General features: G+C 72.5%; 24 protein-coding genes and 1 pseudogene. 15 read left to right on the top strand and 10 right to left on the bottom strand.

What is annotated here, in order from left to right:
* Window positions 1–25: 25 nt before the first annotated feature.
* The gene (locus tag ACIP37_RS34525; RefSeq protein WP_363586827.1) at window positions 26–1,090 is read right to left on the bottom strand and encodes a LuxR C-terminal-related transcriptional regulator; all 1,065 of its coding nucleotides are present in this window, start codon (window positions 1,088–1,090) and stop codon (window positions 26–28) included.
* Window positions 1,091–1,374: 284 nt separating this feature from the next.
* On the opposite strand from ACIP37_RS34525, the gene ACIP37_RS34520 reads away from it, so the two are divergent.
* From ACIP37_RS34520 to ACIP37_RS34500, 5 genes are all read left to right on the top strand, one after another.
* Window positions 1,375–2,499, top strand: coding sequence for an alpha/beta hydrolase-fold protein (locus ACIP37_RS34520; protein ID WP_363586826.1), 1,125 nt, complete (start codon window positions 1,375–1,377; stop codon window positions 2,497–2,499).
* Window positions 2,500–2,590: 91 nt separating this feature from the next.
* A complete protein-coding gene (locus ACIP37_RS34515) occupies window positions 2,591–3,694 on the top strand; it encodes an RICIN domain-containing protein (protein WP_363586825.1) in 1,104 nt (367 codons plus the stop codon).
* Window positions 3,695–3,887: 193 nt separating this feature from the next.
* On the top strand, window positions 3,888–4,310 hold the full coding sequence (locus tag ACIP37_RS34510; protein WP_363586824.1) for a hypothetical protein: 423 nt from the start codon (window positions 3,888–3,890) through the stop codon (window positions 4,308–4,310).
* Window positions 4,311–4,321: 11 nt separating this feature from the next.
* The gene (locus ACIP37_RS34505; protein WP_363586823.1) at window positions 4,322–5,545 is read left to right on the top strand and encodes a histidine kinase; all 1,224 of its coding nucleotides are present in this window, start codon (window positions 4,322–4,324) and stop codon (window positions 5,543–5,545) included.
* Entirely contained in the window at window positions 5,542–6,150 is a 609-nt protein-coding gene (locus tag ACIP37_RS34500; protein WP_363586822.1) for a response regulator transcription factor, read from the top strand. The genes ACIP37_RS34505 and ACIP37_RS34500 overlap by 4 nt, the downstream gene beginning before the upstream one ends.
* A gap of 55 nt (window positions 6,151–6,205) precedes the next feature.
* Here ACIP37_RS34500 and ACIP37_RS34495 read toward each other — a convergent pair whose 3' ends face one another.
* Together ACIP37_RS34495 and ACIP37_RS34490 are read right to left on the bottom strand one after the other, a co-directional pair.
* Window positions 6,206–6,727, bottom strand: a complete 522-nt coding sequence (locus ACIP37_RS34495) for a peptidylprolyl isomerase (protein WP_363586821.1) — start codon at window positions 6,725–6,727, stop codon at window positions 6,206–6,208.
* A 23-nt stretch (window positions 6,728–6,750) separates the two neighbouring features.
* Window positions 6,751–7,515, bottom strand: coding sequence for a hypothetical protein (locus ACIP37_RS34490; protein WP_400812074.1), 765 nt, complete (start codon window positions 7,513–7,515; stop codon window positions 6,751–6,753).
* Between the two features lie 271 nt (window positions 7,516–7,786).
* Between ACIP37_RS34490 and ACIP37_RS34485 the strand changes: the two genes are divergently transcribed.
* Together ACIP37_RS34485 and ACIP37_RS34480 are read left to right on the top strand one after the other, a co-directional pair.
* Window positions 7,787–8,047: a hypothetical protein gene (locus ACIP37_RS34485; protein WP_400812072.1), complete on the top strand. Its 261-nt coding sequence runs from the start codon at window positions 7,787–7,789 to the stop codon at window positions 8,045–8,047.
* Complete coding sequence (locus tag ACIP37_RS34480) at window positions 8,037–8,327, top strand: hypothetical protein (protein ID WP_400845145.1); 291 nt, start codon at window positions 8,037–8,039, stop codon at window positions 8,325–8,327. The genes ACIP37_RS34485 and ACIP37_RS34480 overlap by 11 nt, the downstream gene beginning before the upstream one ends.
* A 45-nt stretch (window positions 8,328–8,372) precedes the next feature.
* Here ACIP37_RS34480 and ACIP37_RS34475 read toward each other — a convergent pair whose 3' ends face one another.
* Window positions 8,373–9,992 carry an ALF repeat-containing protein gene (locus ACIP37_RS34475; protein WP_400812069.1) on the bottom strand — a complete coding sequence of 540 codons (1,620 nt, stop codon included), beginning with the start codon at window positions 9,990–9,992 and terminating at the stop codon, window positions 8,373–8,375.
* Between the two features lie 148 nt (window positions 9,993–10,140).
* Between ACIP37_RS34475 and ACIP37_RS34470 the strand changes: the two genes are divergently transcribed.
* Window positions 10,141–11,094, top strand: coding sequence for an NAD-dependent epimerase/dehydratase family protein (locus ACIP37_RS34470; protein WP_363586817.1), 954 nt, complete (start codon window positions 10,141–10,143; stop codon window positions 11,092–11,094).
* 13 nt (window positions 11,095–11,107) lie between these two features.
* On the opposite strand, the gene ACIP37_RS34465 is transcribed toward ACIP37_RS34470, so the two are convergent.
* A complete protein-coding gene (locus ACIP37_RS34465) occupies window positions 11,108–11,431 on the bottom strand; it encodes a DUF1330 domain-containing protein (RefSeq protein WP_363586816.1) in 324 nt (107 codons plus the stop codon).
* A gap of 183 nt (window positions 11,432–11,614) precedes the next feature.
* A complete protein-coding gene (locus ACIP37_RS34460) occupies window positions 11,615–13,129 on the bottom strand; it encodes an MFS transporter (protein ID WP_400845143.1) in 1,515 nt (504 codons plus the stop codon).
* A gap of 163 nt (window positions 13,130–13,292) precedes the next feature.
* Here ACIP37_RS34460 and ACIP37_RS34455 point away from each other — a divergent pair, with 163 nt between their 5' ends.
* Entirely contained in the window at window positions 13,293–13,748 is a 456-nt protein-coding gene (locus ACIP37_RS34455) for a MarR family transcriptional regulator (protein ID WP_363586814.1), read from the top strand.
* Between the two features lie 149 nt (window positions 13,749–13,897).
* Window positions 13,898–14,851: a hypothetical protein gene (locus tag ACIP37_RS34450; RefSeq protein ID WP_400812065.1), complete on the top strand. Its 954-nt coding sequence runs from the start codon at window positions 13,898–13,900 to the stop codon at window positions 14,849–14,851.
* A 116-nt stretch (window positions 14,852–14,967) separates the two neighbouring features.
* On the opposite strand, the gene ACIP37_RS34445 is transcribed toward ACIP37_RS34450, so the two are convergent.
* The 3 genes from ACIP37_RS34445 to ACIP37_RS34435 all read right to left on the bottom strand — a co-directional run bounded on the left by ACIP37_RS34445 (window position 14,968) and on the right by ACIP37_RS34435 (window position 15,959).
* Window positions 14,968–15,435 (bottom strand): NUDIX domain-containing protein, encoded by a 468-nt coding sequence (locus ACIP37_RS34445; RefSeq protein ID WP_400845141.1) that lies wholly within the window; start codon window positions 15,433–15,435, stop codon window positions 14,968–14,970.
* A 75-nt stretch (window positions 15,436–15,510) separates the two neighbouring features.
* Window positions 15,511–15,759 (bottom strand): hypothetical protein, encoded by a 249-nt coding sequence (locus ACIP37_RS34440; protein ID WP_400812061.1) that lies wholly within the window; start codon window positions 15,757–15,759, stop codon window positions 15,511–15,513.
* Between the two features lie 2 nt (window positions 15,760–15,761).
* Entirely contained in the window at window positions 15,762–15,959 is a 198-nt protein-coding gene (locus ACIP37_RS34435; protein ID WP_363630959.1) for a hypothetical protein, read from the bottom strand.
* Between the two features lie 116 nt (window positions 15,960–16,075).
* Between ACIP37_RS34435 and ACIP37_RS34430 the strand changes: the two genes are divergently transcribed.
* Window positions 16,076–16,918, top strand: coding sequence for a helix-turn-helix transcriptional regulator (locus tag ACIP37_RS34430; protein ID WP_363630957.1), 843 nt, complete (start codon window positions 16,076–16,078; stop codon window positions 16,916–16,918).
* Window positions 16,903–17,109 (top strand): DUF397 domain-containing protein, encoded by a 207-nt coding sequence (locus ACIP37_RS34425; RefSeq protein WP_363586806.1) that lies wholly within the window; start codon window positions 16,903–16,905, stop codon window positions 17,107–17,109. The genes ACIP37_RS34430 and ACIP37_RS34425 overlap by 16 nt, the downstream gene beginning before the upstream one ends.
* Before the next feature lie 69 nt (window positions 17,110–17,178).
* Here ACIP37_RS34425 and ACIP37_RS34420 read toward each other — a convergent pair whose 3' ends face one another.
* Window positions 17,179–17,373 carry a DUF4253 domain-containing protein gene (locus ACIP37_RS34420; RefSeq protein ID WP_363631020.1) on the bottom strand — a complete coding sequence of 65 codons (195 nt, stop codon included), beginning with the start codon at window positions 17,371–17,373 and terminating at the stop codon, window positions 17,179–17,181.
* Between ACIP37_RS34420 and ACIP37_RS34415 the strand changes: the two are divergent.
* From ACIP37_RS34415 to ACIP37_RS34405, 3 genes and pseudogenes are all read left to right on the top strand, one after another.
* Window positions 17,362–17,673, top strand: a pseudogene (locus tag ACIP37_RS34415) (Scr1 family TA system antitoxin-like transcriptional regulator); the annotation flags it as partial. The gene ACIP37_RS34420 and the pseudogene ACIP37_RS34415 sit on opposite strands and share 12 nt — an antisense overlap.
* Window positions 17,674–17,755: 82 nt before the next feature.
* Complete coding sequence (locus tag ACIP37_RS34410; protein WP_363586805.1) at window positions 17,756–17,968, top strand: DUF397 domain-containing protein; 213 nt, start codon at window positions 17,756–17,758, stop codon at window positions 17,966–17,968.
* A gap of 359 nt (window positions 17,969–18,327) precedes the next feature.
* Window positions 18,328–19,134, top strand: a complete 807-nt coding sequence (locus ACIP37_RS34405; RefSeq protein WP_363586804.1) for an SDR family oxidoreductase — start codon at window positions 18,328–18,330, stop codon at window positions 19,132–19,134.
* Window positions 19,135–19,227 lie beyond the last annotated feature (93 nt).

The raw sequence follows: 19,227 nt of genomic DNA, 5'->3' as shown, positions 1-19,227 counted from the left end.
AGGGGTCCGGCCCGGCACGGACGGCTCACAGCCAACCGCGCCGGGCCGCCTGCACGCCCGCCTGGAAACGCGTGGTGGCCCCCAGCTGGGCCAGCAGCGCCGAGACCCGGCGCACCACCGTGCGCCGCCCCAGCCCCAGCCGCCGGGCGATGGCGTCGTCCGTGGCACCGCTGGCCATCAGGGTCAGGATGCGGCGGTCCCGCTCGCCGATCTGCAGGTCGGCGGCGGACACCGACGCCGGGACGGCCAGCCGCCAGAGCGTCTCGAACACCGCGGCCAGCGCCCGCAGCAGGCCCGAGGGCCGGATCAGCAGCGAGACGACGCCCGGGCGCCCGTCGGCCGCCAGCGTGACGATCGCCAGGTCGTCGTCGCCCAGGGCCAGCTTGAGCGGCGGATCGTCCAGCGTGCGGGCCTGCTCCCCCGCCTCCATCATGCGCGCCATGTTGGGGCCCGCGACCGGGTCGTCGAAGGCGCAGCCGTGGTAGATCGAGCGGTAGACGACCCCGGCGGCCATCCGCTGGCGCTGCAGCACCTCCTGGTCGAGGTAGTAGGCCGAACTGCCGGAATAGGGCGGCACGTCGATGACCCGCACCTGGTGGCGGGCGGCCAGCTGGAGTCGCCGGCTGGCCGCCAGCACCTGGGCGGCGTCCTCGACCACCTCCAGGGCGCCGTAGGTGCCGGCGTCGCGCCGGGCGAAGCGGTAGAGGCGTTCCAGTTCCGCCCCGGCCCGGCGCGCCGCGGCCTGCCGGACGGCGTCGCTCTGCAGCACCGCCTCGACCACCCGGCCGGGCGGCAGCGCCTCCCAGGCGCGGTCGCGGTGACCGTCGTCGCGGTGACCGTCGTCGCGGTGACCGTCGTCGCGGTGACCGTCGTCGCGCGGGCCGTCGCCGCGCGGGCCCTCACCGTTGCAGGCCACGACGACTCCCTCGTCGGCGAGTTCCCTGAGCACGGCCAGGACGACGCCCTCGCCGAGGCCGACCCCGGCCGCCAGCTCCGCCGCCCGCGCCTGCGGACGGCCGACCAGGCAGCGGTAGATCCGGCCGCGTTCGGAGTCTGGATCCAGCACGTCGTGCACGACGTCCCCCGTCATCGTGTCGGTGTATCGGTGTATCGGTGTATCGGTGTGTCGGCTCGGCGCTGTGCCGTTGTGTCGGCCCGTCCGCTCGTCGGTTTGTCGGCTTGTCGTTGTGCCGGTGTCGCCCGGACGGGCCGTCGGAGGCTACCCACGCCGGTGGCGCACATGCGCCAGTGGCCCAGGTGCGCCGCAGGGCGCTCTGGCGGACCGCGAGGTGATCTCGCAAGAGTTGTCGGTGCTCAGACAGTTCCAGCGGTTCCCCCCGGGAACAGCGGCACCCTCACGGCCAAGGACGACCCATGACACCAGCCCAGCCCGCCCGGCGCCCGCCCGTACGGCCCCCGCGCGCCCGGCTCCGGCACGCCAGGACGGCCGTCGCCGCCCTGGCCGCCTGCCTCCTGCTGCTGGGCGTGCCCGCCGCGCCCGCCGCGCCCGCCGAGGCCCCCGCCCCGCCGCCGATGAAGGACGGCTTCGGGCTCACCCAGGTCGGCGCCCCCACCGGCAGCGCCACCAACTTCGTGCTCACCGTCACCACACCCCAGGTCGCCGGGGAGCACACCATCCGGATCCTGCTGCCCGCCGACTACGCGGCCAGCCCGGCCAAGCGCTACCCGGTCCTGTACTTCCTGCACGGCGCCTCGGACAACCCGAGCGACCCGGCCCTGGCCTACCCCGCCCTCACCGCCGCGCAGTCGATGATCACCGTCATCCCGGACGGCGGCCTGCGCGGCTGGTACACCGACTGGCTCGACCAGAACACCGCCGCCGGGGCGCAGAACTGGGAGACCTTCCACCTCGACCAGGTCGTCCCGTTCATCGACGCCAACCTGCGCACCCTGACGGGCCGCAGGAGCCGGGCCGTCGGCGGCCTGTCGATGGGCGGCTTCGGCGCGCTGCACTACGCGCAGGACCGGCCCCAGCTGTTCGGCCAGGTCCTCACCATGTCCGGCGCGAACGACCTCTCCGTGAACGAGATGATCATCCGCGGGGCCGTGGTCGCCACCCTGACCAACGCCGGCACCGTGCTGTGCGGGCCCAGCGACGGCAAGCCCTGCGGCCTCGACTTCGGCCCCACGGTCTCCAGCGACGCGATCTTCGGCTCGCCGTACCCGGTGTTCAACGCCGACTGGCGCTGGAACGCCGCGGACCCGGTCTCCCGCGTGGGCGCGCTCGCCGACACCGGCATCGCGGTCTACACCGGCAACGGCAACGGCAGCGCCTCCGACATGGAGTTCTGGGCCGAGGGCACCGCCAAGCGCCTCAAGGACCGCCTGGACGCCCTCGGTTACCGCTACCACTACGTCGACTACGGCAACGGCGCCGGCTGGGGCACCGCCTGCAACGGCGGCCACAGCGCGGGCTGCTGGGCGCAGGACCTCGTGGACTACGTCCCGCGCCTGGAAGCGGCCTTCGCCGCCGCCTGACCGGCCCGCCCTCCTTCCTTCCTTCCTTCCGCCTCCTCTCCCCTCTCCCCCCTCTCCCTCTCCCCGTTCCCGACGAAAGGACCCGACCCCCGTGCTTTCCGCCACGACCCCGAGCCGAACGGCTCCCTGGCTGCGCCTGATAGCGGCCGTCCTGGTGGCCTGTTGCGCCGCCCTGGGCTTCACCGCCTCCCCGCTCGCGACCGCGCGGGCCCACGCCGCCACGGCGCCGGCCGCCGCCTGCGCCTCCCCGCAGCAGTGCCTGACCATCAAGTCCCTCAGCAACGGGCGCCAACTCGACGTCCAGAACGGCACCATGGGCGACGGCGCCTACATCGTCACCAACTCGGCGCCCGGCTACCACCAGTCCTGGCGGCTGAGCGTCGACCCCTCCGACTTCTCCTTCACCATCGTCAACAACGACACCGGCAAGTGCATCGACCTGGCCTTCTTCACCCCGGCCCTGCGCCAGCAGACCTGCGCCGGGCAGGCCAGCCAGCGGTGGTTCCTGCAGCCGGTCGCCGGGGCCGCCGACGCGTTCATGATCCGCCACCTGGGCGACAACACCTGCCTGGACCTGCTGCTCGGCGCCCAGTACGACGACGCCTGGACCGACCAGTACACCTGCAACGGCACCGCCAACCAGCAGTGGTCCACCGGCTTCCCGCAGGCCGCCCGCAGCCTCGCCGTCGACCACGCCGCCAAGCAGTGCCAGAAGGACGTCTCCTCCTGCTCCTGGGCCGTCAAGAGCGAGGCCCCCGCGGCGCCGCTGCCCAAGATCTGCGTCTCCTCGATCTGGTTCAACAACACCAGCAGCGCCGCCCAGCAGAACTTCGCGGTCACCAACATGACCGGCTGGTCCAGCACCCTCGGCGGGGAGATCGGGGCGGAGATCTCCGGCGGCGCGCCCGGCGGCGTCTTCACCACCGCGGTCAAGACCGCCGTCAACTACAGCAACGTCTGGCAGGGCTCGACCACCGTCAACAACGCCGTCACCGTCAACGTCCCGCCCCAGCAGTACGGCTGGGTGACGCTGGCCGAACTCGCCCGCAAGGTCACCGGCAACTGGACGTTCGACGCCCGCGGCTTCCCGTGGACCGCCGAGGACACCGTCACCGTCCCGCTCACCTCCGACCCCAGCGGCGGCGCCACCCTCTACATCGCCAACACCAGCCCCACCTTCACCAGCTGCACCTGAGCCCCACCGCACGACCGAAGGCCAGCCGCCGCCCGGCACCGCCGGGCGGCGGCCCCGTTTTCCCCCGGCTCTTCCCCGGCCCTCCCCCCAACCTCACCTGCCCTGACCTGCCCTGACCTGCTGACAATTGTCACGGTCGGCCGGTGCGGCAGCACACTGCCGGGCGGGGGCGCGGCGCGGACAGCATGGGGGCATGACCTCCACCGACGTGAACCACCCCGACACCGTTCGGGCCTTCCGCACCGTCAGGCGGCTGGTGTTCGCCTACCTGGGCCTGAGCGTCGTCACCCTGGCGGCCGCCTACGTCCTGCGCAACCACCCCGACCTGGTGAACCCGGCCGTGTGGATCCGCGGCAGCCTCGTCGTGGCCAGCGCCGTGGTCACGTACCTGTTCACCACCCGGGCCGCCCGCGGATCGTACGCGGCGTACCGGCGGCTGCGGATCATCTCGGCCGTCATGATCGCCGCGATCGTCGTGATCATCTGCGTACCGGGGACCTTCCCGTTCTGGATGAAGGCCGAGCAGGCCCTGTGCGGGCTGGTGCTGGCGGGGGTGGCCGCCGTGATCAACGGACGCCACCTGCGTACCCTGTTCGCGCGATCCGATGCGACGTGAGGCGGGCGAGGGTGGACGAGGACACGCAGGCGACCCTCCCCGGGCACGCCGCCGCGGAGCGCGCCACAGGGGAGCGCGCCCCGCAACGGTGGGTGCAGGGCTGGCGGCGGATCATGCTGAGCGCCGGGATGCTGGTCTACCCGTGCCTGACCGCCGTCGCCGTGAGCGGCAACGTGTCCGGGGCGGCCCTGGTCGCCGGGTACGCGGTCGTCGGCGCGTTCTGCCTCTGCTTCGTCCTCACCGCCACCGCGATGATCCACCGCCGGCGGCGACAGGTGTTCCTGCTGCTGGCGGTGATGAGCGCGCTGTTCCTGGCCGCGCTGCCGTTCGCCCACGAGAACGCGTTCTACCTCGCCATCGTCGTCGTCTCCTTCGTCGCCGTGCTGCGGCGCCGCCACGCCACCCTGGTGACCGTCACCGCCACCCTGGCCGCCCTGCTGGTGCCGTGGGCGGTGCCCGCCTGGCACGCCGGGCCCGGCACCTTCCAGGCGCTGGCCCTGCTGTTCACCGTGCTCACCACGGGGGCGTTCGCGGAGATCGCCACCACCAACCAGGCCCTGGTGGCCGCCCGGGCCGAGGTGGCGCGGCTGGCCTCGGAGGCCGAACGCAACCGGATCGCGCGCGACCTGCACGACCTGCTCGGGCACTCGCTCACGGCGATCACCGTCAAGTCCCGCCTGGCCCAGCGCCTCGCCGCCAAGGACCCCGACCAGTCGCTGGCGGAGATGGCCGCGGTGGAGTCGCTGTCCCGGCAGGCGCTGGCCGACGTCCGGGCCGCGGTCACCGGCTACCGCGACGTCACGCTGGCCGGCGAACTCGCGCGCGGACGCGAACTGCTGCGCGCCGCCGGGGTGGTAGCCGACCTGCCGACGTCCACCGACCCCGTCGCCACGCGGGACGGGGAACTGTTCGGCTGGGTGGTGCGCGAGGGCCTGACCAACGTGGTCCGGCACGCCCGGGCCGACCGCTGCACCGTCACCGTCACCGGCTCCTCCGTGGAGATCCGCGACGACGGGACGGGCGCGGACGGCAGAACCGGCGGGACCGGCGAGGGCAGCGGGGTCGGGAAGGGCAGCGGGGTCGGGAAGGGCCTGAGAGGGCTGCGGGAACGGGTCGCGGCGGCCGGCGGTACCGTCGAAGCCGGCCCGCTGAGCCCGCGCGGGTGGCGGCTGCTGGTCACCGTCCCGCCGAGCGCCCGCCACGGGCGCGCCCCCGCCCGGAAAGGGACGACATGACGATCCGCCTGCTGCTCGCCGAGGACCAGGAACTGGTCCGCACCGCGCTGTGCGCCCTGCTCGACCTGGAGGACGACTTCGAGGTGGTCGCCGCCGTCGGACGCGGCGACCAGGTCGTCGACGCGGCCCGCGAACACCGGCCCCACGTGGCCCTCCTGGACATCGAGATGCCCGGCCTCGACGGCCTGGCCGCCGCCGCCGTCCTGGCCCAGCAGGTGCCCGACTGCCGGGTCGTCATCCTCACCACCTTCGGACGCGCCGGCTACCTGCGCCGGGCGATGGAAGCGGGCGCGGTCGGCTTCGTCGTCAAGGACGCGCCGGCCGAAGTGCTCGCCGACGCCATCCGCCGGGTCGCGGCGGGCGAACGCGTGGTGGACCCGGAACTGGCCGCGGCCACCCTGGCGGCCGGCGCCTCCCCGCTCACCGCCCGGGAACGCGACGTGCTGAACGCCTCCCGCTCCGGGGCCGGCGTCGCCGAGATCGCCGGCAAGCTCTACCTCTCGGAGGGCACGGTGCGCAACTACTTCTCCTCCGCCATCGCCAAGACCGCCAGCCGCAACCGCACCGAGGCCCTGCGCACCGCCGACGACCGCGGCTGGCTGTGACACCGCCGGACGACGGGCGCAGGGCTGCCGGACTGCCGGACTGCCGGGGCAGGCGTCAGAGCCGCTCGACGGTGACCTCGGTGATCACGACGTCCTCCACGGGGCGCTCGCCGTCCGTGGGGACGGCCGCGAGGGCGTCGACGACGGCCCGGGAGTCGGCGTCGGCGACCTGGCCGAAGATGGTGTGCCGACGGTTCAGGTGGGCGGGCGTGCCGACGGTGATGAAGAACTGCGAGCCGTTGGTGCCCGGGCCGGAATTGGCCATGGCGAGCAGGTAGGGCCTGGTGAAGTGCAGTTCGGGGTGGAACTCGTCGGCGAAGGCGTAGCCCGGGCCGCCGGTGCCGCTGCCGGTGGGGTCGCCGCCCTGGACCATGAAGCCGGCCACCACGCGGTGGAAGAGCGTGCCGTCGTAGTACGGGCCGCTGCCGGGCCCGCCGGTGCGCGGGTCGGTGTACTCCCGGGTGCCCTCGGCGAGTTCGACGAAGTTGCGGACCGTCTTCGGCGCGTGGAACTGGAACAGCTCCAGCCGGATCGGGCCCAGGGTGGTGTGCAGGGTCGCGAACAGGCCCTTGGCCATGGCGGACTCCTTTGCTCGGGTGGTCAGTTGGGGGCGGGGACCGGCTCGACGGGGCCGAAGTCGCGGAAGGTGCCGTAGGTGCGCGTCGGGGTGCCCCTGATCTCGACGCGCTGGTCGAAGCGCACGGTGCGGCCCTGGGCGTCGATCCACTGGTCGAGCTGGAAGGACGCCACCCCCATGCGCTTGAGGTTGAGGTAGCGCTCGGCGTCCACGGCGCGCATCTGCTCCACGCCGAGCGTGCCGGACAGGTGGAAGGCGGGCGCGCCGTTCTGCTCCTCCATGCCCTTGCGGGCGGCGGGGCCGAGCGCCAGCAGGGCCTTCGCGTAGCCGTGGTAGTCGGCGATCCGGTCGGCGAGGGGGGACTTGCGCCAGCCGCTGCCGGACTTGATGTACGCCGCGTCCTCGGTGACGACGACCGGGTCGCCCGCCGAATCGCCGCCGGCGCCGAGGGACTCGGTGAGGCGGCCGGTGCGTACCTTGCCGTTGAGGTTGATCCGGCCGGTGGTGGTCGCGACCAGCGGGCCGCCCTCGGTGCGGAAGTCCTGGGAGGCCGCGTAGGGCGTGCGGGCGGCCTGGGCGAGGGCCTGCTCGGGGTCGATCACCCCGCCGGCGGGCGCCTCGGCCGGGGCCGAGGCAGGTGCGGACGCCGGGGCCGATGCCGGAGCGGACGGCGGGGCGGCGGGGGTCTGGGCCGCCGAGGGGGCGGCGTCGTCGTTGCAGCCCGTCAGCGCGGTGAGGGAGAGCACGGTCGCGGCGGCGGCCAGGGCGGTGGTGCGGTGAATCGTCAAGAAAGGTCTCCGGTCGAGGGGATCGGTGTCGGCATCCTGGCACACGGCGGGCTCGCCACCGCACTCGGCGCAGGGGCGGGGCGCAGGTCAGGGGGGTGGGTCGGGGCGCGGGTCGAGCGGATCCCGCGCGGCGCCAACTTCCCTGTAGGACAGGCCTGGTGTCCACTTGTATGGCGGATCGGCCCGGTTTCGGGTGGGTCGGGGGCGCGGGCGGGGGGCTCGGCTTGAGAGGATCGGCCCGGAAACGGGATGGACGGGAGAGGGGTGAGGCGTGGTCGGTACCGTGCTGGTCGGTGTCCTGGTGATCGTGGTCGGCGGGTGCGTGTGCGTGGTGTGGGCCGAACGCGGCGGCCCCCGCTGGGTGCGCGCCGTGGCGTCCGTGACGCTCGCCTCGGGGTCCCTGCTGCGCCGCTCCTCGCGCAGCCGGCGCCGGAACCGGAGCCTGAGCGGCGGTGACAGCGGCGACGGTGGCGATGGCGGTGGTGGCAGCGGTGGCAACGGTGGCAGCGGTGGCAGCGGCGATGGTGGCTGAGCGCCCCGCCCGCGGGCGCGAAGACGACGAGCGGCTGCGGCGGGTCTTCGAGGCGGTGCTGGCCAAGACCCTGTCCGGGACCGGACCGCTCACCTGCACGGGCCTGGACGAGGACACCGAGAACGCGCTCTGGGCGGTCTGGGAGGCGTACCCGCACGCTTCGGCCGAGCTGGTGCAGGCCGCGCGGCGCGCCTTCGCGGGCCAGCTGGACGGCAGCAACGCGGCCCGCTGGCACGCGGACCTCGCCCGGGCGGTCGCCGAGCGCCGCCCCCGCGGCTGAACGTGCGTCCCCAGACGCGTGGGCGGCCGGGGACGCTCGGGGGCGTCAGCTCTCGGTGGAGCGGCGGCGGGAGGCGACGACGAGCGCAGCACCCGCGGCCAGGGCCGCGGCGGCGCCGCCGGCCTCCCAGCCGAGGCCCTCGGTGCCGGTGGCGGCGAGCTGGCCGGGGCGGGTGGTGCCCGTGGTGGCCGTGGCCGTCCCGGCGGTGGTGCCCGCCGCGATCGCGCCCGCGGTCGTGCCCGTCGTGGTGGTCAGGGCGGCGGGCTGGACGGCCAACTGGGCGCCGGTGGCGGTCTGCGGCTGCTCGGCGGGCCGGGCCGGCTGCGGGGCTGGCTTGTTCGCGGCGGCCTCGTCCTCGGCACGGGCCGTGAACTGGCCCTCCTTCAGGAACTTCACGACGTCCTCGTCGGTGCCGCCGTCCAGCGCCCGGCTGGCGGCCTCGCACACGGCCCGCCCACCGGCCGCCATGATCTGGGCGAGCTTCACCCGGTTGTCGTCGGCCCGCTGCTTGGGAAGCTCGACGTCCAGGAAGTGCCGCACGTCGGCGACGGTGCCCGCGAGGGCCTTCTCCCCCGCCTCGCGCACGCCCGGGCCGGTCTCCTTGTCGTCCAGGATGCCCTGCACCTTCGCACGGGCCTCGTCCTCGGCACGGGCCGTGAACTGGCCTTCCTTCAAGAACTTCACGACGTCCTCGTCGGTACCGCCGTCCAGCGCCCGGCTGGCGGCCTCGCACACGGCCCGCCCGCCGACCGCCATGATCTGGGCGAGCTTCACCCGGTTGTCGTCGGCCCGCTGCTTGCGGAGCTCGACCTCCAGGAAGTGCCGCACGTCGGCGGCGGTACCCGCGAGGGCCTTCTCCCCCGCCTCGCGCACGCCCGGGCCGGTCTCCTTGTCGTCGAGGATGCCCTGCACCTTGGCGCGGTCCTCGTCCTCGGCACGGGCGATGAACTGGCCCTCCTTGAGGAAGGCCAGGATTTCCTCGTTGCTGCCGGATATCGCCTTCCCGGCGGCCTTCTTCAGTGCCGGCCCGGCGCCGTCGAAGATCCGGGCGACCTTCAGCCGGTTGTCGGTCTGACGCCGCTCCTCGAGTTCGACGTCCAGGAAGTGCCGCACGTCGGCGGCGGTACCCGCGAGGGCCTTCTCCCCCGCCGCGCGCACGGCCGGGCCGGTCTCCTTGTCGTCGAGGATGCCCTGCACCTTGGCGCGGTCCTCGTCCTCGGCACGGGCGATGAACTGGCCCTCCTTGAGGAACTTCGCGACGTCCTCGGCGGTGCCGCCCCGCAGGGCGGCCGTGGCGGCCTTCTTGACGGCCGGCCCGCCGACGGCGAGGACCTGGTAGGCCCTCACCCGGTTGTCGATCACGCGCTGGTCGTGGAGCTCGACGTCCAGGAAGTGCCGCAGGTCGGCGGCGGTGCCGTTCAGCGCCTTCTGGGCCGCCTCGCGCACGCCCGGGCCGCTCTCCTTGTCGGCGAGGATGCGCCGCACCTCGGCGCGGTCGTGCTCCTCCTGGCCCGTCCCCTGGTCCTCGGCACCCTTGGACGCGGTGTCAGGTCCGGAGACACCGGCCGGCTGGGGGTTGTCGGCGGCGGAGGCCATCGACGGGAAGAGGACGGTGGGGGCCAGGACGGCGGCCGCGACGACGGCGGACACCCGGGGCAGCTTCATTCAGTACCTTGCGTTGTGCGGAGAGATTGTGAACGCCCGCCAGCATAGATCGTCTTTTACGGTTGCCATACCAAGTATTTGCTGTCGCCCGCACCGCACCCTCGCAGCACCCGCGGCACCCGCGGCCCCAGACCCTAGGGTGGGGCGGATGAGCTTCCACGTGGTTGTCGGATACGGGCCCGCCGGGGCCGCCACCGCCCGCCTGCTGGCCGGGCAGGGGCACGCCGTACGGGTCGTCACCAGGTCGGGGAGCCCCGCGCGGGGCGGGGCCCCGGTGCCCGGAATCGAGCACGTGGCGCTGGACGCGGGCGATCGCGCGCGGCTGGCGGAGGCCGCACGCGGCGCAGCGGCGATCTACGGCTGCGCGGCGCCGCCGCTGCCGCAGTGGGCGGCGCGGTGGCCGGCGCTGGCCTCCTCGCTGTGCGCGGCGGCCGAGGCCACCGGGGCGGTGCTGGTCATGCTCGGCAACCTCTACGGCTACGGGCCGGTGCGCGGCCCGATGACCGAGGACCTGCCGCTGGCCGCGGCCGGTCCCAAGGGGCGGGTGCGGGCGGCGGCGTGGGAGCAGGCGCGGGCGCTGCACGGGGCCGGGCGGATCCGGGCGGTCGAGGTGCGGGCCTCGGACTTCTTCGGCCCCGGGGTGACGGACGGCGGGCACCTGGCCTCGCGGGTGATGCCGGGCCTGCTGAAGGGCCGGAACATCGCGGTGCTCGGCGACCCGGACGCGCCGCACAGCTGGACGTACCTGCCGGACGTGGCGCGGGCGTTGGCCGAGGTCGCGGGCGAGGAGCGGGCCTGGGGGCGGGCCTGGCACGTGCCGACGGCCCCCGCGCTGCCGGTGCGCGCGATGGTGGAGCGGCTGGCCGCGCAGGCGGGCGTCGGACCGGTCGCGGTGCGCCGGCTCCCGCAGGCGCTGCTGGGCGCGGCGGGGCTGTTCTCCCCGCTGCTGCGTGAACTGCGCGAGGTCCGTTACCAGTTCGACCGCCCGTTCGTGGTGGACTCCTCCGCCTACGAGGCCGCCTTCGCGGTGCGCGCGACCGCGCCGGAGGAGCAGGTGGAGGCGACGGTGCGGTGGTGGCGCGAGCGGGCGCAGGGGCGTTGAGCCCCCGGGCCGGTCAGTGCTTGAGGGCGTCGGCGCCGCGGTAGCCGGCGGGCACGCCCCGGGCGAAGACCACGTCGGCGGCCATGTGGCGGGTGCGCAGCGGGAGGATCTCCTGGTAGGCGGGCGAGTCGTACCAGGCGCGCAGGCGTTGGTGGTCGGGGAACTCGATGAGGATGAGGTCCTGTCCCCAGGTGCCTTCGACGGTCTCGATCCGGTCGCCGTGGATGAGGAAGCGGCCGTCGAAGGGGTCCAGGGTGGCGTCGATGCGCTGGAGGTACTCGACGATGTCGGGGCCGAACTCGACCGAGTGGACCTGGGCCATCGCGTAGGCGGTCATCGCTGTTCTCCTGGGGGTTGGTCCGGTGTCCGTGGTCTCCGACGGTACGGGTGGGGGTGGTGGGGGCGAATCCGTCGCGGATCGGTAGGGGGTACGTAGCGCGGCTGCCCCCGGCGGGTGCCGGGGGCGGGCTGGCGGGTGGTCAGGTCGTGGCGGGTGGTCAGGTCGTGGCGGGTTGGGTGGTCAGGTCGTGGCGGTGTCCTTGGCGGCGGGTGCCGGGTGGGTAGTGGCGGGTGCGGCCCCGGCGGGCGGGACGGGGATGGTGGCGGCGACCGCGGCGGCGGCCAGGGCCACGCCGCAGCCGATCAGCAGGCCGACCCTGAAGCCGCTCTCCGAGGGCAGGGTGTGGCCGCCGAGGGTGGTGGTCAGCTGGGCGAGGACCACGCCGACCACGGCGGCGGAGACGGAGGTGCCGAGCGAGCGCATCAAGGTGTTGAAGCTGTTCGCGGACGCCGTCTCGGACAGCGGCACGGCGCTCATGATCAGTGCGGGCATCGCGCCGTAGGCCAGGCCGACGCCGCTGTTGCACACCAGTGTCACGACCAGGACGCCCCAGGTGGAGCCGATGAGCACCATCGAGAGTCCGTATCCGGCGGCGATCGCGAGGGAGCCGGCGACCAGGGTGAACTTGGGGCCGCGCGCGGCCGACAGGCGTGCGCCCAGTGGTGAGACGGCCATCATCATCAGGCCGGAGGGCGCCATCCACAGGCCCATGGCCAGCATCGACCGGCCCAGGCCGTAGCCGGTGGCCTCGGGGAGTTGGAGCAGCTGGGGGATGATCAGCGCCTGCGCGTACATGCCGAAGCCGACCAGGACGGATGCGGCGTTGGTCAGCAGGACCCGGGGGCGGGCCGTGACCCGCAGGTCCACCAGCGGTTCGGGGCAGCGCAGTTCCCACCGGCCCCAGGCGAGGAGCAGGACGGCGGCGGCGGCGAACAGGCCGAGGGTGAGGGGGTCGGTCCAGCCCCAGTCGGCGCCCTTGGAGACGGGCAGCAGGAGGCAGACCAGTCCGGCGCCCAGGCCGGCCGCGCCGACGGGGTCGAAGCGGCCGCCGGCGGGGCGCCGGGCGGGGGCGGGGACGAGGAAGCGGATCATCGCGGCGACGACGAGGGTGAGGGCGGCGGCGCCCCAGAACAGGGCCCGCCAGCTGGCGTACTGGGCGACGGCGGCGGCGATCGGCAGGCCGAGGCCGCCGCCGATCCCCATCGAGGCGCTGACCAGGGCGATGGCGGAGCCGAGGCGTTCGGGCGGCAGGACTTCGCGCAGCAGGCTGATGCCGAGCGGGACGACGCCCATGCCCATGCCCTGGAGGCCGCGGCCGATGATCATCGGTACGGCCGCGGAGGCGAGGGCGCACAGGACCGATCCGATGAACAGCGGTACGCAGCAGGCCAGGAGCATGCGGCGTTTGCCCAGCAGGTCGCCCAGGCGTCCGCTGATCGGGACGAAGACGGCGCCGGCGAGCAGGGTCGCGGTGATCGCCCAGGAGGCGTTGGACGGCGCGGTGTGCAGCAGTCGGGGCAGTTCGCCGATCAGCGGGGTGACCAGGGTCTGCATGATCGCGGCCACGGTGCCGGTGAAGGCGAGGGTGGCGACGATGCCGGTGGTGGGGGTGGTGCCGGCGGTCGGGGCGGTGCCGGCGGTCGGGGCGGTGCCGGCGGTCGGGGCGGTCGTGCCGCCGGGCTGGGGGCCGTCCATGGCGGGCTCCTCGGAAACGGAATGTGTATCGTGCATATTATGTGCATCGAGCACACTACATGGCCGGGTCACGCCGTCACACCCCTTTGCCATACTGGACAAGGCCCGCGAAACCCGCAGGTCAGCGGTGCGGCGATGAGGGTGAAGGGCGAAGGACGACGGCATGGGCGAACGTACGGACCTGGTCGAGTTCGAGTACATGGTGCTCGGCCGCCACCACTACCTGAGCCAGTCCGCCGCCCGCCCGCGCGGCAGCACCCTGGAGCGCAGCGCGTACATCCTGCTCAGCCGCATCCGCATCCAGGGCCCGATGTCCATCGGCGAGCTGAGCGAGGCCTTCAACCTCGACGCCTCCACCCTCAACCGGCAGACCGCCGCCATGACCCGGGCCGGCCTGGTCGAGCGGATCGCCGACCCCGACGGCGGGATGGCCCGCAAGTTCCGCCTCACCGACGAGGGCGACCGCCGCCTCGACGAGGAGCGCGAGGCCCACGTGGAGGCCCTGGACCGGGTGATGGCCGGCTGGTCCGCCCAGGACGTCACCACCTTCGCCGCCTACCTGCGCCGCTTCAACACCGACATCGAGCACCTCGACGGGCGCCCCTGGCCGCGCCCCTGACCAGTCGGGTGTCGAACGACCCCCAGGAAACTGGGATACCGGCGATTGATCGCGCGCTGACAAGCTGACCGCGGCGGACGGACCGGGTGGCCCGGGGGCCCTCCGGACCGGCCGCCGCCCCTCGTCGTCTCCCCTCCTTGGAGAGCACTGTGCGTTCGCTAGTCCGGCGTATCGTCCTCGGCATCGCGCTCGCCCTGACCGGCCTGGTGCTGGTCCCGGGCGGCTCGGCCTCGGCCGACACCCCCTCGACGGTCCTGTTCAACCAGAAGTCCGAGCGCTGTCCCAACGGCGCGATATGGGGCGGACAGGGTCTGCACCCCTGCGCGCCGTCCGACAACCCGGGCCAGTGGGTGTTCAAGCCCGTCCCGGGCCTGCCGAGCGTCTACACCGTCAACAACGCCGCCGACCAGCGCTCCTGCCTGACCGCCGACAGCACCCCCTCCGGCGTCCAGTGCTACGCCAACGACACCTCGCAGATGTGGCGGGTCACGCCGTGGACCGCGGCCGACAGCACGCCGCGCTACGGCCTGCTCGGGATACGGCTGCAGAACATCTCCACCTCCCAGTGCCTGGACAACACCGAGCACAGGATCGGCGGCGGCTGGCGGCTCTACATGTTCGACTGCAACTACGGCGGGTACCAGGAGTGGGACATCGCCCGCAACACCTACGAGGCCCTGTTCGGCGGCGTCGCCACCCACAACGGCATGACCTGGGCCACCCTTGAGCAGCGCGCCGACAACGTCGTGCACGTCGGCAACGACAACAGCAGCAACGCGTACAGCGGCGACACCCCCGCCACCGCGCAGCTGCCCGTGCTGTGCCTCAAGCAGGACGGCCGCCCCGCCCCCGCCGGCGTGCCCACCAGCGGCTACCACAGCTGGGCCGGCGGCGAGGTGAAGGCCACCATCCCCACCTCCGGCAGCCAGCTCACCAGCCGGGCCGCCGCCGACCAGCTCTGCGCCGGCTACTTCGGCACCGGCTTCCGGATGGCCGAGTTCCACGACGCCAACGGCTGGGGCCTGTGGGCCAACGGCACCCTGCCCGCCGGCACCCGCTTCTGGACCGCCATCAGCGACCAGCCGGCCAACCCCTGGAGCTGACCGCAGCTGAACGAGAAGGGGCGGGCGCCTGGCGCCCGCCCCTTCTCGCTGCCGAAGCGCCCAACGCGTCACCGACTGGGCCGATGTGGGCGCCGACCCCAACCCGGCGGTGCCGATCAGGTCGCGCGCTGTCCGTGGAGGAGGACGGGCAGCGCGCGGCCCGCCAACGCCTCGCTGACGCGGGCGGCTTGGGAGGGCGCCATGACGTCGGGGAGCCGGCGGACGGGGACGAAGCGGGCGCCGAACAGGCCGCTGCGGTGCTGCGGCGGGACGGTCAGGCGGACGTCGTCGCGCACGGTGCCGCCGTCGAAGACCAGGTTGAGGCGCTCCAGGTGGCGGTCGGCCGGGGTGAAGTCGACGGCCAGGACGTCGGCGAGGCGCAGGTTGAGGCCGGTCTCGGCGTGGAGGTGGCGGGCGGCGGCGAGGTTGGGGGGCTCGCTGGGCTGGGCGGCGCCGCCGGGGAGGAGGAGGCCGTCCATGTAGTCCGGGTCGACGAGCAGGACGTCGCCGCGCGGGTTGCGCACGAGGACGAGGCAGCCGAGCCGGCACACGGGCGGCTTGGCGAGCAGGCGGGGGTCTTGCATCGGGCGGTTCACTTCCTGAGGGCGGCGAGGAGTACGAGGGAGAAGCCCGCCCACCACAGCAGGCGGACCAGGAGTTCAGCCGTCACGCGTCAGGCGCTCGTAGCGCAGGCCCTTGCGCAACAGGTCGACGACCCGCAGGAGTTCGAACGGGCGGGCGCAGCCCAGGCTGATCAGGTAGCAGCCGGTCCTGCGGCCGTGCTCCCAATCCACCTCGATGGACGGCAACGTGACGCCACTCAGGGCGAGGACGGTGGTCAGGTCGTCGAGGACGTCGGCCGCCTGGCGCCGCTGGTCGGCGGTCGCGCGGGAGAGCATCGAGGACACGCTCACTCCCCCGGCCGCTTGTGGACCTCGAAGACGCGCCAGGCACTCCAGGCCTCGGAGAAGGAGCCGAACCCGCCGAGCTCACCGTCCGGTTGACGCAGCCACTCCCGGGTGACCTCGTTGCGGACCCGGTAGAGGCGGGCCCCGGTGTCCCAGCGCACGCCGTAGCCATGGAGGCGGGGAACCTGGGTATCGGCCATGGAAATAACCTTCCGCAATCAGCGTTTCACGTTCCGTACACATGGTGGCCCGACATCACCTAGCATCGGAAGCGGTAGACGACTTGACCTCGGTAGCACTGAGAGTTGGAGCAGCCATGGTGAACATCAAGGAAATTGACCCGAAGTCATCCCCGTGGGCCGCCTTCGGGATCCAACTTCGCAGGTCACGCATGGCGATGGGCCTCAAGCAGGAACAGCTCGCGCGCAGGATCGGTGTCCACCCGTCCTACGTCTCGTTCGTCGAACTTGCGCAGCGCCCGCCGAGTGAGAAGTTTGCTACCAAGGCCGATGAGATCCTGCAGACGGGCGGGACCCTGCTGCTGATGTACTGGCAGCTCCGCCACACAGCTTTGGTGCCGGGCTTCCCCGAGTACGCGAACTACGAGGCCCGCGCAGAGAAGATCAAGCTCTTCGAAATCAACGTGATTCCAGGACTGCTACAGACCCGGGCATACGCAACCGCTTGGGAGCAGGGCAATCTCCGACGAGGAACCGTCACACCAGAACAGGCCCAGGAGCGAATCGAATTCCTGCTCGCCCGACAAAACATCCACGCCCGCACTTCGCCACCACTTCTGCACGCGGTGATGGACGAGAGCTGCCTCAGGCGGCCCATTGGCGGCCGCGACACCATGATCGAGCAGCTGCTCCACCTCGAACATCTCGCCAAGCAGCCCAACATCATCATCCAGGTGGCCCCGTACTCGCTAGGCGAGGACAGGCCGTTCACGCGCCTGGTGCACCTCCTTACCATGCCAGGACGCAAAATGCTCTCTTACGGCGAGATCGAGCAGCGAGGCTACATCGATCGAGATACTGAGACGATTGCTGCGCTGGCCGACGACTACGATCGGCTCGTAGTCGAAGCCATGAGCCAGGCCGACTCGGTGGCCATGATCCGCGCGGTACGGAGGGACTTTGAATGGATGTCGACCTGACTGACACCGGCTGGAGGAAGAGCTCATACAGCGGTAGCGGCGGCACGTGCGTGGAGGTCGCCAACGGCTTCACCGATGTGCAGCCCGTCCGCGATTCCAAGGACCCCGACGGCCCGGTCCTCCTCTTCCCCTCCGCCGCCTGGCAGGCGTTCGTCACCGCCGTCCGCACCGGCGAATTCGGCACCAGCTGACGTCGCCTGACGTTTGCAGGCCGACGGGGTTCGTCGGCCCCGAACTCGGCAGCGGGAACGGGTGCCGGGTCAGTCCCACCAGAACGACCACTGGTGGGAGGCGACGAGGCGTTCGGCGTAGGCGGCCAGAGTGCCGGCGCCCTGGAAGACGAGGTCGGGGCAGAGGGCGGTGTGCTCGGCGGCCAGCGGAAGGGCCTCGGCAAGCGTGACGGGCGGGACGGCGACGCTCAACTCCAGGGTGTCGAATCCGACATGGCCCGGCAGAAGTTCCTGGAACGCACACCCTCGCCCCTGGTCTTCGTCGCCCTCGACGAGAGTGCTCTTCGATGGCGACTCGGCGGCCCCGCCGTCATGGCGGAACAGCTCCAGCGGCTCGAAGACCTGGCAGAAGGGCTGCCGAACGTCCTGGTGCAGGTCGTCCCCTTCACCATGGGGGTCCACCGGTCGTTCCGCTCGGCCGTCACGCTGCTGACCGTCGGGGACAACACCCAACTCGGGTACACCGAGACACTGCACCGGGGTTTCCTCGAACGCGATCGGGCCACTGTCGTGACGTGGCGCAGGAGATACGATCGTCTTCAGGTAGACGCGCCGCCCAGGGCCGAGTCCCTGGCCGTGATCAGAGCATCCGGAAGGAACTGGCACCATGAGCTTCCGCCCCGATCTGTCCTCTGCCCACTGGGTCAAGTCCTCCCACAGCTCCGACGGGGGTCAGTGCGTCGAGGTCGCGCCCGGCTTCCCGAGCGTCATGCCCGTCCGTGACTCCAAGGACCCCCACGGCCCGGCCCTCCTCTTCCCCTCCGCCGCCTGGCAGACCTTCGTCACCGCCGTCCGCACCGGCGAATTCGGCGCCAGCTGAAGTCCCTCGATGGCGTCGCCGACCCGGGCCGGGGCGGCGGCGCCTGACGGTGTCGCTCTGGATGACGAGCCGTCGCTGAGCCACATCTGCCCAGACGGTGGGCGAGCCTGGCGGGGCACGGCCTGCGGTGGCTCGACGCCCCCGACGGCCCCGAACTCGGCGGTGGGAGCGGGTGCCGGGGTCAGCGCATCAGGCGAGGGGGGCTCTCACAGTACCTGTATCACCAGGGTCTCCCAGACGTTCAAAACGCCTGTCACCATGGACACACACCGCAGCTTCAACCCCATCGGTTCAATTCAGCTGCCCCGAATGTGCGACCGTGTCGGCGAATTCTTCCACGACAGAACAGACGGAGACCAATGGCGGACAACCAATTCACCACTCACGCGGAACTTTTCGATCTGAGTGGGAAGTACGCCCTTGTCACCGGCGGCACCAGGGGAATCGGGCTGATGATAGCGCGCGGCCTTCTCCAGGCGGGCGCCCGCGTCGTCATCAGCTCGCGCAAGGCAGACGCGTGCGCGGAGGCACAGCATCTGCTGTCCGAATTCGGCGACGTTCGAGCAATCCCCGCCGACCTGTCCAGGCACGACGAGTGTCAGCGCCTCGCCGATCTTGTCCAGGTCGGCTCGGAACGCCTGGACATCCTTGTCAACAACGCGGGAGCGATGTGGCGCGAGCCGCTGGCGACGTTCCCGGACGAGGCCTGGGACGCGGTGATCGACCTCAACCTCAAGTCGCCGTTCTGGCTGGTGCAGGCGCTGCTCCCCGCACTTCGCAGGGCGGGCACCGCCGATGATCCCGCGCGGATCATCAACATCGGCAGTATCGCCGCCATCCACGTCGCCCAGTCGCCCAACTACTCGTACGCCAGCAGCAAAGCGGCACTCCATCAACTCACCAGGGTGCTTGCCAGGGAGCTGGGCCCGCAGCACGTCACGGTGAACGCGGTGGCACCGGGAGTGTTCCCGTCGCGGATGACGGCGTCCACGCTCGATGCCGTCGGCGACACGATCGCGGCGGCGGCCCCTCTGCGCCGGATCGGCCGCGACGACGACATGGCGGGTGTCGCCGTGTTTCTCGCCAGCCGGGCCGGGTCCTACCTCACGGGCACCGTCATCCCGGTGGACGGCGGCATCGCGACGACCGCATCGGGCACCCCTTAGAGGGTGTTCGATAGGGGATTCCCCCCAACTGTCCGGCTTTGGTTCTTGCGGCACGGACTCGTTTTCAGGATCTCGTGGCGGCCGGGTCCGTGT

The sequence above is a fragment of the Kitasatospora sp. NPDC088861 genome (assembly GCF_044750105.1).
GTDB lineage: Bacteria > Actinomycetota > Actinomycetes > Streptomycetales > Streptomycetaceae > Kitasatospora.
The sequence above is the reverse complement of the archived record's forward strand: the minus strand, read 5'-3'. Positions and strand labels throughout refer to the sequence as shown.